At 60.6% G+C, this 15,341-nt stretch carries 12 protein-coding genes and 1 tRNA gene; 6 read left to right on the top strand and 7 right to left on the bottom strand.

Annotated features, from left to right (window positions below; translation table 11 throughout):
* Positions 1-355: 355 nt before the first annotated feature.
* The 3 genes from selA (at position 356) to AC4IHP_RS26775 (ending at position 3,781) form a co-directional block, all read left to right on the top strand.
* Positions 356-1,768 carry an L-seryl-tRNA(Sec) selenium transferase gene (gene selA / locus AC4IHP_RS26785; protein WP_490833172.1) on the top strand — a complete coding sequence of 471 codons (1,413 nt, stop codon included), beginning with the start codon at positions 356-358 and terminating at the stop codon, positions 1,766-1,768.
* A complete protein-coding gene (selB, locus tag AC4IHP_RS26780; protein WP_490833175.1) occupies positions 1,765-3,681 on the top strand; it encodes a selenocysteine-specific translation elongation factor in 1,917 nt (638 codons plus the stop codon). Before selA ends, selB begins: the two co-directional genes overlap by 4 nt.
* 4 nt (positions 3,682-3,685) lie before the next feature.
* A tRNA-Sec gene (locus AC4IHP_RS26775) sits at positions 3,686-3,781 on the top strand.
* Positions 3,782-4,116: 335 nt separating this feature from the next.
* Here AC4IHP_RS26775 and AC4IHP_RS26770 read toward each other — a convergent pair.
* The 7 genes from AC4IHP_RS26770 to AC4IHP_RS26740 form a co-directional block, all read right to left on the bottom strand.
* A complete protein-coding gene (locus tag AC4IHP_RS26770) occupies positions 4,117-4,476 on the bottom strand; it encodes a DUF6124 family protein (protein WP_101158650.1) in 360 nt (119 codons plus the stop codon).
* A gap of 457 nt (positions 4,477-4,933) precedes the next feature.
* On the bottom strand, positions 4,934-5,443 hold the full coding sequence (locus tag AC4IHP_RS26765) for a hypothetical protein (RefSeq protein ID WP_490833171.1): 510 nt from the start codon (positions 5,441-5,443) through the stop codon (positions 4,934-4,936).
* Positions 5,444-5,451: 8 nt separating this feature from the next.
* Positions 5,452-5,967, bottom strand: a complete 516-nt coding sequence (locus AC4IHP_RS26760) for a hypothetical protein (RefSeq protein WP_460119344.1) — start codon at positions 5,965-5,967, stop codon at positions 5,452-5,454.
* Positions 5,964-6,617 (bottom strand): hypothetical protein, encoded by a 654-nt coding sequence (locus AC4IHP_RS26755; RefSeq protein WP_460119342.1) that lies wholly within the window; start codon positions 6,615-6,617, stop codon positions 5,964-5,966. The genes AC4IHP_RS26760 and AC4IHP_RS26755 overlap by 4 nt, the downstream gene beginning before the upstream one ends.
* A 226-nt stretch (positions 6,618-6,843) precedes the next feature.
* Positions 6,844-8,139 (bottom strand): OprD family porin, encoded by a 1,296-nt coding sequence (locus AC4IHP_RS26750; protein WP_490833170.1) that lies wholly within the window; start codon positions 8,137-8,139, stop codon positions 6,844-6,846.
* A gap of 93 nt (positions 8,140-8,232) precedes the next feature.
* Positions 8,233-9,420, bottom strand: coding sequence for an MFS transporter (locus AC4IHP_RS26745; protein ID WP_460119338.1), 1,188 nt, complete (start codon positions 9,418-9,420; stop codon positions 8,233-8,235).
* Between the two features lie 307 nt (positions 9,421-9,727).
* Complete coding sequence (locus tag AC4IHP_RS26740) at positions 9,728-11,314, bottom strand: ABC-F family ATPase (RefSeq protein WP_016774693.1); 1,587 nt, start codon at positions 11,312-11,314, stop codon at positions 9,728-9,730.
* A 375-nt stretch (positions 11,315-11,689) separates the two neighbouring features.
* Between AC4IHP_RS26740 and AC4IHP_RS26735 the strand changes: the two genes are divergently transcribed.
* From AC4IHP_RS26735 to AC4IHP_RS26725, 3 genes are all read left to right on the top strand, one after another.
* Positions 11,690-12,916 (top strand): zinc-dependent alcohol dehydrogenase, encoded by a 1,227-nt coding sequence (locus AC4IHP_RS26735; RefSeq protein WP_490833169.1) that lies wholly within the window; start codon positions 11,690-11,692, stop codon positions 12,914-12,916.
* 15 nt (positions 12,917-12,931) lie between these two features.
* The gene (locus tag AC4IHP_RS26730; protein ID WP_490833168.1) at positions 12,932-13,861 is read left to right on the top strand and encodes a ZIP family metal transporter; all 930 of its coding nucleotides are present in this window, start codon (positions 12,932-12,934) and stop codon (positions 13,859-13,861) included.
* 108 nt (positions 13,862-13,969) lie between these two features.
* The gene (locus AC4IHP_RS26725; RefSeq protein ID WP_490833167.1) at positions 13,970-15,337 is read left to right on the top strand and encodes an iron-containing redox enzyme family protein; all 1,368 of its coding nucleotides are present in this window, start codon (positions 13,970-13,972) and stop codon (positions 15,335-15,337) included.
* The last annotated feature ends 4 nt before the right edge of the window (positions 15,338-15,341 follow it).

Raw genomic sequence — 15,341 nt, 5'->3', positions numbered from 1 at the left:
CCTCGCGAAGGCGGCGGGTCAGCCACACCCACATTTACTGACACATCGCTTTCGCGAGCAGGCTCGCTCCCACAGGTTTTGTGGTGACCAACAATGTTCATTCCACCCCGAATCCCTATGGGAGCTGGCAAGCCAGCTCCCATAGTGCGTCTACACTGCTGAAATACCTGCGGGAGGAGGTTGCTCACGAAGGGGGCGTTTCAGTTACATCATTGCTGACTGACTTACCGCATTCGCGAGCAAGCCCGCTCCCACAGTAATTGGCTGCATGCACTCATTTTGCAGGCTGTCCCAAAACCATGTGGGAGGGGGCTTGCTCCCGAAGGGGCCTTTCCGGTCAAAACAGGAGTGGTTGATGTCTTCCAGCGTTGCCCTGCGATTACCGTCCATTGATGGGTTGTTGCGTCACCCGGCGTGCGCGCCGTTGGCCGAGCGTTACGGCCGGGATTCTTTGCTGACGGGCCTGCGCCAGTTGCTCGATGAGCTACGGCCCAGCGTGTTGAGCGGGCAAGTGTCCGCCATTGAAATCGGCGCCGAAGTGCTCGCCGGCCGCGTCGGCGAACGCTTGGCGCAACAGCAACGCAGCCAGGTGCGCAGGGTATTCAATCTGACCGGCACGGTGCTGCATACCAATCTCGGTCGCGCCCTGCTGCCTGATGAAGCCATCGAAGCGGTGCAAATGGCTGCACGCTACCCGCTTAATCTCGAATTCGATCTGGCCAGCGGCAAGCGCGGTGATCGTGACGACCTGATCGAAGGCCTGATCCGCGAACTGACCGGCGCCGAAGCGGTGACCGTGGTCAACAACAATGCCGCTGCCGTGTTGCTCACCCTCAACAGCCTAGGCGCGCGCAAGGAGGGCATCATCTCGCGCGGTGAACTGATCGAAATCGGCGGTGCCTTCCGCATCCCCGACATCATGGCCCGCGCCGGCGTGCGCCTGCATGAAGTCGGCACGACCAACCGCACCCATGCCCGTGATTACCAAGCGGCGATCGGCCCGCGCAGCGGTTTGATCATGCGCGTGCATGCCAGCAACTACAGCATCGAAGGCTTTACCGCGCGGGTGGCGACTGCGGAACTGGCCGAGTTAGCGCACGCCCATGGCTTGCCGTTACTGGAGGATCTGGGCAGTGGCAGCTTGCTCGACCTGACCCGCTGGGGCCTGCCGGCGGAACCGACGGTGAGACAGGCGTTGCTCGATGGTGCGGACATCGTCACCTTCAGCGGCGACAAACTGCTCGGCGGACCGCAGGCCGGATTGATTGTCGGGCGCAAAGAACTGATCGCAAAGATCAAGAAGAATCCGTTGAAACGCGCGCTGCGGGTCGACAAGTTAACCCTGGCCGCGCTGGAAGCGGTGCTGGGTTTGTATCGCGATCCGGATCGTCTCGCTGAACGTCTGCCGAGTCTGCGCCTGCTGACCCGTTCGCAGGCTGACATCTTCGCCCAGGCTTTGCGCTTGCAGCCCTTGATGGCTGAACGTTTGGGCGAGATATGGCAGGTCAGCGCGGTCGAGGCGTTGGGCATGATCGGCAGCGGCAGCCAACCGGTGGCGCGTCTGCCAAGCGCAGCGCTGTGTTGTCGCCCACAGGTGTCCAAGCGCTGGCGCGGGCGTTATCTGCTCAATCTCGAAGCGGCGTTGCGCGATTTGCCGATCCCGGTACTCGGGCGGATCGACGACGATGCGCTGTGGCTGGATCTGCGCCAGCTCGACGATGAGCCGGCGTGGCTGGCGCAGTTGCCGCATTTGCAGGTCGACCCGTGATCGTCGGCACGGCGGGGCACATCGATCACGGCAAGACTTCGCTGTTGCAGGCGCTGACCGGGCAAACCGGCGACCGCCGGCCGCAGGAGCGCGAACGCGGCATGACCATCGACCTCGGTTACCTCTACGCCGAACTCAAGGCGGGCTCCGGGCTCACCGGGTTCATCGACGTGCCCGGCCACGAGAAATTCACCCACAACATGCTCGCCGGCGCGCACGGCATTGATCTGGTATTGCTAGTGGTCGCGGCCGACGACGGCGTGATGCCGCAGACCCGCGAGCATCTGGCGATCGTCGAGCTGCTCGGCATTCCCCGCGCGCTGGTGGCGATTACTAAATGCGACCGGGCGGGAGCGGGCAGGGTGGAAGAGGTGCAGCGCCAGGTCCGGGATTTGCTGGCGGCCGGGCCATTCGCCGATGCGCCGATTTTTACCGTGTCGAGCGTGACCGGGCAGGGCGTCGATGAGTTGCGCGCGGCGTTATTGCAGGCGCACAACGAGGTGCAAACGCGCGGTTGCGATGGCGGCTTTCGTCTGGCGATTGATCGGGCGTTCAGCGTTGCTGGAGCAGGGATTGTGGTCACGGGCACCGCGCTGTCGGGCACGGTTGCAGTGGGCGAAAAACTGGTTCTGGCGCCTGCCGGCAAATCGGTGCGCATTCGTGGCCTGCACGCGCAAAATCAGGCTGCCGAACAGGCTTTCGCCGGCCAGCGCGTGGCGTTGAACCTCAGCGGCGAACGTCTGGAGCTGGCGCAGATCCACCGTGGCCAATGGCTGCTGGCGGACTGGCTGCATGCGCCAACCCAGCGCATCGACATCGAGTTTCAGCTGTTGCCCGGCGAGCGCACCTTCGAACATTTCCACCCGGTGCATGTGCATGTCGGCACCCAGGACGTCATCGCCCGCGTCGCGTTGTTGCAAGGCCCGCGCCTGAGCCCCGGCGAGCGCATGTTCGCGCAACTGTTGATCAACGCGCCGGTGCACGCGGTGAAAGGCGATCGGCTGATCCTGCGCGACGCCAGCGCCCAGCGCACGCTTGGCGGCGGCGTGGTGCTCGACCCATTTGCCCCAGTCCGCCAACGCCGCAGCCCGGAACGCCTCGCACAACTGCAAACCCTCGCACTTAGCGTCAGCCTCGAACAAGCCTTGCCGGCACTGCTCAACCACAGCCCCGGCGGCGTCGACCCGCAACGCTTGGAACGCCAGTTCAACCGCTCGCGCGCGCAGTGGACGTTGGCGGAAAACATCCGCCTGATCGACACCCGCCAAGGCCCGCTGTTGTTCAATGTTCAGCGCTGGGGCCAGTTGAAATTCACCTTGCTCGAACAACTGGCGCGATTCCACGAACAGGAACCCGATCAGATGGGGCCGGACCGCGATCGACTGCGCCGCTTCAGCGCGCTGGCACTGGAACGCTCGACGTTCATCAGCCTGCTCGACGAACTGCTCAGCGCCGGCTCGATCCTCGCCAGCGGCCCCTGGTTGCACCTGCCCGACCATCAGGTGCGCCTGAATGCTGACGACGAAAGCCTCTGGCAGCAATTACAGCCGTTGTTCGAACAGGCCGGTTTCGAACCGCCGTGGGTGCGCGACGCCGCGAAAATGCTCGGCGAAGAAGACGCCAGCGTCCGCCTGCTCTTGCGCAAACTGGCGCGGCTGGGCCTGATGCACCAAGTGGTGCGCGACCTGTTCATCAGCGACATCGTCCTGCGGCAAATGGCGGCGCTGCTGCTGAAACTCGCCGAAGAAAATGCCGCAATCGAAGTGACAACCTTCCGCGATGCGCTAGGCTTGGGACGCAAACGCTGTATTCAGTATCTGGAGTATTTCGATCGACTCGGCCTGACCCGCCGCCTCGGCGAATCCCGCCAGATCCGCCCCGACAACGCGCTGGCTAACGCCTGCGCACCATGAATGAGGAAGACAATCGCGCCCGGTGGCGCGGCCGGGCTTCAAACCCGGTTGGGGACGGCATCCGTTCCCGGGCAGGTTCGACTCCGGCTGTCTTCCGCCAGTCTCTCAAAAGCAAAGATCGCAGCCTTCGGCAGCTCCTGCATCGATTTGCAGGAGCTGCCGAAGGCTGCGATCTCTTAATTCTGAATGCCGGTGAAACGTAGTCGGCCACCTTTGGTTCGCCAGTTATTGAGAGGCAGCCGCGAACTCATGTGGGAGCGAGCCTGCTCGCGAAAACGGTATATCAGCCGACATCTCAGGTACTGACCCACCGCATTCGCGAGCAGGCTCGCTCCCACAAAGTTTGGCGCGTGAACGAAGCCTTGTGGTCGACAGAAATCCCTGTGTGGGCTTGCCCGCGAAGGCGCCTCACTCAGCATCCTTTAGCGCGGCCCGCTACTGCGGCAACTCCAGATTATCCAGCACCCGATTCACCGCCAATTCTCCGAGCATGATCAACTGCGCAATCCCCATCAGCGTCCGGCGCTGGGATGGCTTGACCAGTCCGGCGAATTCCTGGGCGATGGTTTTCGCGGAGGCAAGGGTTTCGCAGGCGTTGGCCAGCAGGTCTTCATTTTTGGTGTCGGCGGTGACGGCGTACATCGCGCGGGGGCTGTAGGGCGGCGGGGTGGAGCCGGGTGGGCAGAGGTAGTGGTCGAGGGCGCGGTCGGCGGCTTGGTGGAGCTTTTTTGAGTCGAGGGATTCGTAGGGGGAGGTGGGGTCGGTTTCGGGTGGGTTGGGTGTTGGTTTGATCATGGTAAAGCTCCTATTAAGTGGAGCCGTCAGGCACTGTCGCTAAACAGTAGGTGGCGGCTGTACGCAGGTTAGCGAACCGGTTATAGGCACCCGGCAGACCCGAAGGTCTCCCGCATACAGCCACCATAGCGCAGTCGCAGAATTGAACCTGCGACGAAGCATGGACCGCTGATGCACCTAATTAAGATCCGGGTCGCTAAACCCGATCGCTGATCGGCAGCGACCGCACCACAATAGAACCCGCCCCCAAGGCGCACAAGCCGGCGGATTCTGGCGTAGCTGTAGGCAACGGCGCAAGGATTTGTAGCCTCGAGACCGTATCCGCAGGTGTCTTTTAAACAGCTTCGTTTAAATCGAAGAATTGCGCCGGAGCTGACGGCCTCTTCGCGTGCAGGCTCGCTCCCGCATTGCAATGCATTGCGCCGCAGTGCACCGCACCAGTCCACATCACCAAACCTCACGGTTGATACGGAATCACCTTGTCCCGGTCCATTTCCACCAGCAACTGATCGAGCATTTGCCGTTTGTTCTCGACCCCGGGAATCGGCACATACCACGTCATCACGCTCCAGCCTTCGCGGGAGTAGTTGTAGGTTTTGAGCAGTTGGCCATCTTTGAAGACCGAGCCGCGCAGGTTGTCCTTATAGTGGTAGGGCATCGGGAAGGTGAACAGAGTGAAGACGTTGACCAGCGCCAGCCAGTTGACCTTGCCGTCGCTGGGTTCGGTGATCAACAGGCTGTAGCCGTTGCGGGTGTAACCGCCGTCGAGCATCGAGAACGCGCCGGTCTTTTTCAGGACGCTGACGGTCTCGCGCTGATGCTGCTCGTCGATGCGCGTATACGCGGGCCCCATGCCGAGCGTGACCGGCACATAGGCCTGATCGGCATGGTAATCGAGCGGTTGCAAGGTGTTGGCGCAGCCGCCCAGCATCAGAGAGGCACAGAGCAGGCCGGCGACTTTTATCATCGCGCGGTTCATTGCGCGACTGCCGGGATCAGCCGGTCTTGCTGCACATCCTGCGCGAAGGCGCGGGCGATGCGGCCGAGGTTCTGTTCGCGCATCTCGCCGCCCTGATCCAGTAGCCAGATGTATTTTTGAGTGATGTTGCGATAGGTGTATTGCTTCAGTCGCTTGTCACCCTGGAACACGGTGAATTCGGTTTGCGTGTCGAATTCATTCGACAGCGGCAGCAAGAACAACGTCGCGGTGCTCAGCAGAATCACCGGAAACGGCGGCAGGTGACGTTCCACATTAAGTTTGACCTGCACGTTGTACTCGTCAGCTTTACCGCTGCCGGTTTCGATAGTGCGGAACACACCGGTCTGACGCAGGTGGTTGCGCAGGCTGGAGCCGTTTTCCGGATCATCGACCATAACGTGAATCGGCTGCAGATAATCCTGACCGTCCGTAAGCGTGCGCTCGGGCAAGGTGTTGGTCGCCGCGCAACCGGTCAACAGAGCGGCGGCGGTGAGGGCGATGATTTTTTTCATGGTTTGGCGTCCACGGCAATACCCGGGATGGGGCCGGTGAAGATGTAGGGCTGAGCACTGTTCAGGTCGAGTTTCAGCGGTTGCAGCGTTGGCAATCCTGGCGCCAGACGTTGCGCAATCAGCGCATCGCGGGCGTTCTGATCACTCCAGCGGAACGCGCAGAAACCGGCGGTCAGGCAGAACGAGCGGAACTCGCCGATGTAATAGGCCTTGCCGGGTTCCAGGCGCATCGGCAGGTTGAATTTCTCCCGCGCCTCTCTCGAGGTGAAAACAGTGCCAAGCCCAGGTTGATAACGTGCGGAAAAGAACTGGAAGTCATAGAACTCGTAATCGCCAGGCTTCAGGGGAAGCACGAATACGCTCGCTGCGCCGACACCGTCCTGAACATCCTGCGGCGTGGAGTAGGCACCGGCCATTTTCCAGACGCCGGCCGCACCGTATTCGGAACCGCGTTTGCGGAAAAAGATTCGCTGGTTGTCAGCGGCTGATTGCTTGAGTGATTGCGGCCCGATTGAGCCAACGAGATAACTGGCTGGCTCGCTTGCCTTGGGTTGCAAGGGTTCGCTGACCCAGGAAGCGCTTTCGGTAATGCAGCCGCTGAGCGTCGCGGCGAGCACGAGGGCCGCTCCGAGTTTGAATAGCTGAAACATGTACATCCCTGAATCTGCTTGCGTTGATTGACTACAAACAGGAAGGTCAATCAATGCCTTCCTGGCTTGGCTTTTTATGCGGGGGGGCAGAATAAACGAGGTGATGGCACTTGGCTAGCCGCTGTAGGTGCTGCGGTACGCTGAAATCTTTTGATTTTGATCTCCAGGAGCAAACTCAGGGTTTGTGACCGACGCAGGAACCTGTGGGCGGGTTTATCGTGTTACCTCAGAAACCCAGCGGGTACTGGATGACCACGTAAATCCGGTCAATATCATCCCCGGCCTGTGCTTCATTGGCGCGGTGGCTGACGTGCGACAGCTGCACCGACAGATCCTTCGCGGCGCCAGACTGCACGACATATTTCAGGTCGATATCGCGTTCCCAGTGTTTACCGCCATTGCCCTGTTGCGGTTGATAGTCGCCGCTGTCGGCGTCGAACGAGTTGTAGGCGCCGCCCTTGGGCGCGTGCGTGCCGTCGATGTGGCTGCCCCTGACGTAGCGGGTCATGAAGTTCAGACCGGGGATGCCCAAGACGCCGAAGTCGAAATCGTAGCGGGCTTGCCAGGAGCGTTCGTTGGCGCCGTTGAAGTCGGCGTATTTGATCGAGTTGGCGAGGTAGATCGAGTCGCCACCGACGAAATCGAACGGCGTGTCGCCATTGATCCGCTGCCAGCCGAGCATCACCGCGTGGGGGCCGAAGCTGTATTTGCCGGAGAGGCTGAACGCGGTGTTGTCGATCTCGCCGGCCAATGCATGGCCGGTATCGCGGGTGTGGTAGAGGTTGGCGTCGAGCAACACACCTGATTGTTTGAAATGCAGGTTGCCGTAGTACTGATGCCAGGTGTCGCTCAATTCCGAGGCGTAGACAGAGCCGCCGACCGGGCTGCTGCTGAACAGGTCGGCGCCGACGAAGCTGATGCCACCCGCTTCGGTGTTGGCGCCGTAGCCATAGAAGTCGCCCTGGCCGGAGGAGCTGTCCTGGTTCTTGAATGCAGTGAAGTGCCCGGCGACCAGATTGATGCTGTCGAACTCGGCGCTGTTGAACAAAAAGCCTGTGGCGTATTCCGGTTGCAGGCGTTTGTCGGAGGTGTCGAAGACCGGGGTTTCCACGGTCATTTCGCCGAAGGCCAAGGTAGTGCGCGAGATTTTCAACTTGAATGCACCGCCAGCGCTGGAGTAGCCGTGCTCGCTGCGACCATCGCTGTCGACTGGCAGCAGACCGGTGCCGGAGTGACCCTTGCCGCCGTCGAGTTTCAGGCCGGCGAAGGCGTGGGCGTCAATACCGAAACCGACGGCTCCATCTGTAAAACCTGATGAGAAGTTGCCTATAACCCCTTGAGCCCACTCCTGTTTGTAATTTTTACCGGAGGGCGTTGGCGAGCGGTAATCGTTGCTCAGGTAAAAGTTGCGCAGCAGTACATCGCTTTTCGCATCGGCGAAAAAACCATCGGCGCAGGCGCTAGCGCTGAGGCTGCAGAACAGTGCAAGCAGGGTGAAGCGCGAGGGGGCGCAGTTGATCATGGTCAGGGCCGGCGGCAATTGGGATGGCGCTGATGATCAACTGTGCCGAGCCAAAAGGATTGGGTCGATGTGCTCAGTTGGCGCTGGTCAGAGTCAGGCCATCGCCCGGCGCTTGAGCAGCAAGGTCAGGCCCAGTCCGGTCACGGACAGCAGTGCTGCGCTGAAGAAAATCCACGAATAACCAAGGTTCAACGCGACCGCGCCCATCAGCGGCCCGGCGATCGCCAGTGCCAGGTCGAAGAATACGGCATAGGCCCCCAGACCCGAACCGCGACTCGAACTCGGTACCTGCTTGATCGCTTCAACCCCCAGCGCGGGATATACCAGCGACAATCCAAACCCCGCCAGCCCCGCGCCGATCAGCGCATATGCGGTGGAGGGCGCCAGCCACAGCATCACCAGTCCGATGGTTTCCACTGTCATGCAGGCGATGGCCGAGGCAAAGCCCCCAAACCGGGCGATTGCCGAGATAAACAGCAGCCGCGACAAAATGAAACACACGCCAAACACGCTCAGGCAATACGCCGCACCGCTCCAGCCTCGGTTGAGGTAATAAAGGGTGATAAATGTGGTCAGCGTGCCGTAGCCGATCGAGGCCAGGGTCAGGCTGGTGCCGTACGGCGCAATCTTGCCGAAAACTGCCCAGAACGACAGACGCTCACCGCGAATCACTGGCACTGATGGCTTGTTGCGGATCAACCACAACGCACCGGCCGCCAACGCCGACAGCGCGACGCCAAGGCTGACAAACCCGTATTCAGCAACCATCACCACACCCAGCGGCGCGCCGATGGCAATCGCGCCGTAGGAGGCGATGCCGTTCCAGCCGATGGATTTCGCCGTGTGCTCGACACCGACCTGGCCCATGCACCAACTGATGGTGCCGACACCGATCAGGCCTTGGGCAATGCCAAGCAGCAAGCGCCCAGCAATCAGGATCAGCAGGCTGGTCAGCGGGAAACTTTGCAGCAAGGTCGACAGCAGCGTCAGCGCGCCACTGAGGACAATCCCCCACAAGCCATAAATAATCGCCCGCTTGGTCCCAAGCGTGTCCGACATGCGCCCGGCCATGGGCCGGCTGAGCAGGGTGGCCAGATACTGCGAGCCGATCACCAGGCCGGCAATGATCGCGCTGAAACCCAGTTGCTCATGGACGTAACCGGGCAATACCGCAATCGGCAACCCGATGCAGAGAAAGGCAATGAAGGTGTAGAAAACGATGGAGACGATCTGCAGGGTGATCGCCAGGGAGCTTTGCGGTGGCAGTGGCTGCGCAGACATGAGCACTCGTTCGCGGGCGGCGGTGGGAGAGTTGCCGACATCATGGCGCGGGGCCGGGATAAATGAAAGCAGGCTAACGATCAAAACATCGCAGCCTTCGGCAGCTGCTACAGGGATTCATTGCGTTGCCGACGGCCCCTTCGCGAGCAGGCTCGCTCCCACATTTGAAATGCGGACTCCCTGTGGGAGCGAGCCTGCTCGCGAATACCTGCGCACCGTCAATTCCCAACCGCCGAATGCAAAAAAGCCCCGTCACACGGACAGGGCTCTTAACTTGCAGCTTGCAGCTAAAAACTCGCAGCTGCCCTTAAAACACTACCCCTTGGCTACGCAGGTAGTCGTCATAAGTGCCGCTGAAGTCGGTCACGCCGTTCGGGCTCAGCTCGATGATGCGGGTGGCCAGAGACGATACGAACTCACGGTCGTGGCTGACGAAGATCAGCGTGCCCGGGTAGTTTTCCAGCGCCAGGTTCAGTGCTTCGATCGATTCCATGTCCAGGTGGTTGGTCGGTTCGTCCATGATCAGCACGTTGGGCTTTTGCAGGATCAGCTTGCCGAACAGCATGCGACCTTGCTCACCACCGGAGATGACCTTGACCGACTTGAGGATCTCGTCGTTGGAGAACAGCATCCGGCCCAAGGTGCCACGAATCATCTGTTCGCCCTGGGTCCACTGACCCATCCAGTCGAACAGGGTGACGTCGTCTTCGAAGTCGTGAGCGTGGTCCTGAGCGTAGTAGCCCAGTTCAGCGGCGTCGGTCCATTTCACGCTACCGGCATCCGGGGTCAGTTCGTTGACCAGGGTGCGCAGCAGGGTGGTCTTGCCGATACCGTTCGGGCCGATGATCGCGACGCGCTCGCCGGCTTCAACCTGGAAGCTGAAGTCCTTGAACAGTGGCTTGCCATCAAAACCCTTGGCCATTTTCTCGACCATGACCGCCTGACGGTGCAGCTTCTTGTTCTGTTCGAAACGAATGAACGGGCTGACACGGCTGGAAGGCTTGACCTCGGCCAGTTGGATCTTGTCGATCGCCTTGGCGCGAGAGGTGGCCTGCTTGGCTTTCGAGGCGTTGGCCGAGAAGCGGCTGACAAACGATTGCAGCTCGGAAATCTGCGCTTTCTTCTTGGCGTTGTCCGACAGCAGTTGCTCGCGGGACTGGGTCGCCACGGTCATGTACTCGTCGTAGTTGCCCGGGAACAGACGCAGCTCGCCGTAATCCAGGTCAGCCATGTGCGTGCACACGCTGTTCAGGAAGTGACGGTCGTGGGAGATGATGATCATCAGGCTATTGCGCTGGGTCAGGATGTTTTCCAGCCAGCGGATGGTGTTGATGTCCAGGTGGTTGGTCGGTTCGTCGAGCAACAGCACTTCCGGATCGGAAAACAGTGCCTGCGCCAGCAACACGCGCAGTTTCCAGCCTGGCGAAACTTCGCTCATCGGGCCGAAATGCTGTTCCAGCGGAATGCCCAGACCCAGCAACAGTTCGCCGGCGCGGGATTCGGCGGTGTAGCCGTCCATCTCGGCGAACTCGGTTTCCAGCTCGGCGACGGCCATGCCGTCTTCTTCGGACATTTCAGCCAGCGAGTAGATGCGATCGCGCTCGGCCTTGACCTTCCACAGCTCTTCGTGACCCATGATCACGGTGTCGATCACGGTGAATTCTTCGTAGGCGAACTGATCCTGGCGCAGCTTACCCAGACGCACGTTCGGCTCGAGCATGACCTGGCCACCGGACGGATCGAGATCGCCGCCGAGGATTTTCATGAAGGTCGACTTGCCGCAACCGTTGGCACCGATCAGGCCGTAGCGATTGCCTGCGCCGAATTTGACCGAAACGTTTTCGAACAGCGGCTTGGCGCCAAACTGCATCGTGATGTTAGCTGTGGAGATCAATTACCTTACCTATCAATGGGTTAGATCTGGTCTGTGGTGCCTGGTACAAACTTGCGTACCAATCTGGAGCTTTTCCAGCTCCCCCCAGTCTGTGCTTGAGTTGAGCCAACGCGCATAAGTCGTCCGCAACTGGGGCCGTTGAAGGCAAGCTGCTGAGCGACGAGTGCGGGGTTCTTGTTGGACATTGGCGCGCATTGTCGCATAACTCAGACGGCAGTTATATGGCAGGCAAACCGGCGTTCGCATCGGCTCGTCCGAGAAGTAATTGATATCCGCTGATCAAAATCTCGAAAACCCGAATGAACTCACTCGGCCATTTTCACTTCGGAAAGTGGAGCAGCAGCCATTTTCGTTCAATCGAGTGAGGACCAAGCCATGCGAGCAATGACCTATCACGGCGCTCATGACGTGCGCGTCGAAACCGTACCGGACCCGAAACTTGAAGCCGCCGACGACATCATCCTGCGCGTCACCGCCACCGCCATCTGCGGGTCGGACCTGCACCTGTACCGAGGCAAGATACCCACCGTCGAACATGGCGATATCTTTGGCCATGAGTTCATGGGTATCGTCGAAGAAACCGGCCCAGCCGTCACGGCGGTGCAGCGCGGCGACCGCGTGGTGATTCCCTTCGTGATCGCCTGTGGCGATTGCTTCTTCTGTCAGCAAGAGCTTTACGCCGCCTGCGAGACCACCAATGAAGGCCCTGGCGCGGCGCTGAACAAGAAAATGATTCCGCCACCTGCGGCGCTGTTCGGCTACAGCCGTCTGTATGGCGGAATTCCCGGTGGCCAGGCGGAACTGGTGCGCGTACCGAAAGCCAATACCGGCCCGTTCAAGGTGCCGGGCACGCTGTCGGACGAAAAAGTGCTGTTTCTCTCCGACATCCTGCCGACCGCTTGGCAAGCCGTGATCAATGCTGGCGTCAGCCAGGGTTCGAGTCTGGCCATCTACGGCGCCGGGCCGGTCGGCTTGCTCACCGCAGCCTGCGCCAGAATGCTTGGAGCCGAGCTGATCTTCATGGTCGATCACCATCAGTACCGCCTCGATTACGCTCAGCGCACCTACGGCGTAATTCCGATCAACTTCGATGAAGATGATGACCCGGCCGACACCATTACCAGCCAGACTCCCGGCCATCGCGGCGTCGATGCGGTGATCGATGCCGTGGGCCTTGAAGCCAAGGGCAGCACCACCGAAACCGTCATGGCTACACTCAAGCTTGAAGGCAGCAGCGGCAAGGCCTTGCGCCAGTGCATCGCGGCCGTCCGGCGCGGTGGTGTGGTCAGCGTTCCGGGGGTGTATGCAGGATTTATTCATGGCTTTATGTTCGGCGACGCTTTTGACAAGGGCCTGACCTTCAAAATGGGCCAGACTCACGTACAGCGTTTTCTCCCCGAGCTGCTTGGCTACATCGAAACCGGCAAGTTGCAGCCCGAAGCGATCATCACCCACCGGCTGTCGCTGGAGCAGGCCGCCGAGGGTTACAAGATCTTCAATAAAAAGCAGGAAGAATGCCGCAAGGTCATTCTGACCCCGGGTGGCAGCGATGTTCCGCTGGCGCAACTGGATGAAACCACGCCGTTCGTACCGGCCACCTGAAACCGAGGAGTTTTCATGGCGCTACCGTCATCTTCGTTCGCTGCCCCCGTGCGCGCATGGTTCGTCAGCCTGGCGCGGACGGGCTGGGGAGGGCGGATTTTCTGGCTGACCCTGATCGTTGTAACCGTATTGCTGCTGATCAGCGGCTACACCGGCCTGGTCAGCACGGGCCGCGATACCTTGCGCCTCGCCACACTGGGCGGACTGTCGGGTTTTGCGGCCACGGCGGTCGGTGCATTGCTGGCCTTGGCATTGCGGGCGATCACTTCGCGAACCCAGGACACCATGCTCGGGTTTGCGGCGGGGATGATGCTGGCTGCCAGCTCCTTTTCACTGATCCTGCCGGGCATCGCGGCGGCGAAAGAAGCGGTGAGCAGTCCCATGCTCGCCGCTGCCGTCGTTGTGGCCGGCATGGCCTTGGGCGTGGCGTTGATGGTCGGCCTCGACCGTTTCGTCCCGCATGAACATGAAAAGAGCGGGCGGCGCGGCCCCGAGGCGAAACGCTTCAATCGGGTCTGGCTGTTCGTGCTGGCGATCACGTTGCACAACCTGCCGGAAGGCATGGCGATCGGCGTCAGCTTCGCCACCGGCGACATGAAGATCGGCCTGCCGCTGACCACTGCGATTGCCATTCAGGACATTCCTGAAGGCCTGGCTGTGGCGTTGGCGCTGCGGGTGACCGGCATTTCCGCAGTGCGTGCAGCGTTGATTGCCGCCGCTTCAGGATTGATGGAGCCGTTGGGCGCGATCATCGGTTTGGGCATCACCAACAGCTTTGCGCTGGGCTTTCCGGTGGCGATGGGGCTGGCTGCGGGCGCGATGATCTTCGTGGTGTCCCATGAAGTGATTCCGGAAACGCACCGCAATGGTCATGAAACCCCGGCCACCCTTGGGCTGATGCTCGGCTTCGGCGTGATGATGTTTCTCGATACCGCTTTGGGGTAAACCCCACATACGCCACTGGGCGCATCGCCACGCACAAAAAAGGAATTTTTTTCAGCGCCAATCACTCTTTCGTTTATAGGCAATGCCAATAACGCAGGGGAATGAGTCATGTCGCTGATCGAAATCCCGACCAGGAAGTCTTCGGGTAAAACATCCACGCCGGCGGATACCGAACGCCGGCTCTATGACCGATTGCTGGCGGAAGACTCCACGGTTGATCGCGCGGCGCTCGATTTTCTGCGCCGGCAATTGAGCAAGGCGGCGGCGCTGCCTGACGATTTGCCAGGCAGCGCCGAAGAGCTGCTGCAGTGGTCTGAGGCCCGGTGCGCCAGAGTGGCTGCCGAATACGCCGATTACCTCGAGCAGCGTCAGCAGGGCGCGCCGCGCCGCTATTTCCGTAACAAATCCCACGCGTTGTACTTCATTCTGCATGTGGCACCGACCAAGGAGGTTGATGGCGCCTGGCTGGCCGGACTGTTACCGCAGTGGCAGGACCCGCGTTTCGACGATTTGCTTGATACCTATCTGGAAGAGCTGGGCGAGGGCGTGCCTCGGCAGAACCATGTGGTGATCTATCGCAAACTGCTCGCCGAGCACGACTGCTCCGATCTGAGCGGTCTTGCCGATGAGTATTTTCTGCAAGGCGCGGTGCAGTTGGCACTGGGACGTTTCGGCGGGCAATTTCTGCCGGAAGTCATCGGCTTCAACCTCGGCTATGAACAACTGCCGCTGCACTTGTTGATCAGTGCTTATGAGCTCGCGGAACTGGGCATCGATCCGCACTATTTCCGCCTGCACGTGACCATCGACAACGCCAGCACCGGTCACGCGCGCAAAGCCGTGCAATCGATGCTCGAGCTGATGCCGCTGGGCGAAGAGCGCGACGAGTTCTATCGGCGCATGGCGATCGGTTATCGCCTGAATGATGTCGGCAAGGGCACCACCGCAGTAATCAAAGAGTTCGATCTGGACCGCGAAGTGATCGCCATGCTTGAGCGCAAAGCGGTGTTCGGTCGGCACATGCATTCCGATTACTGCCGCATTGAAAACCGCACCATCAACCAGTGGCTGGCCACGCCGGGGCAAATGGGCGAATTCCTTTCGGCGCTGGAGCGCAAGAGTTGGATCAAACGCGGTGAAGCGGTGGAAGAAAGTCGCTTCTGGCGTCTGATCGACGGCAGCGATGCGGCGATGTTTGGTGTGTTCAACGGCTATGAAAAACAGCTGTTACGCGACTGGATCACTCAGGATTGCCCGGCGTCACGGCCTCGGCCCTACGTGCGCCGCGAAGCCGCTGTCGAGGAATCCTTCGACGATGATGCCGATCTGCTCAATCTCGAAGCGGCACTGGCTGACGAGCCTTCCGCCGAGCAAATGGCGTTGTTGATGGCTTGGCTGCAACCGCAGCGGCACTGGCGTCCGGCCGGACTTTTCGCGACGCGTCGCTTTATCCAACTGCGCGCCCGCTTGCGTTGAAACA

This window comes from Pseudomonas sp. UF-293, from assembly GCF_058245595.1.
Note: the sequence above shows the minus strand (reverse complement) of the source record. Positions and strands in the feature narration are given on the sequence as shown.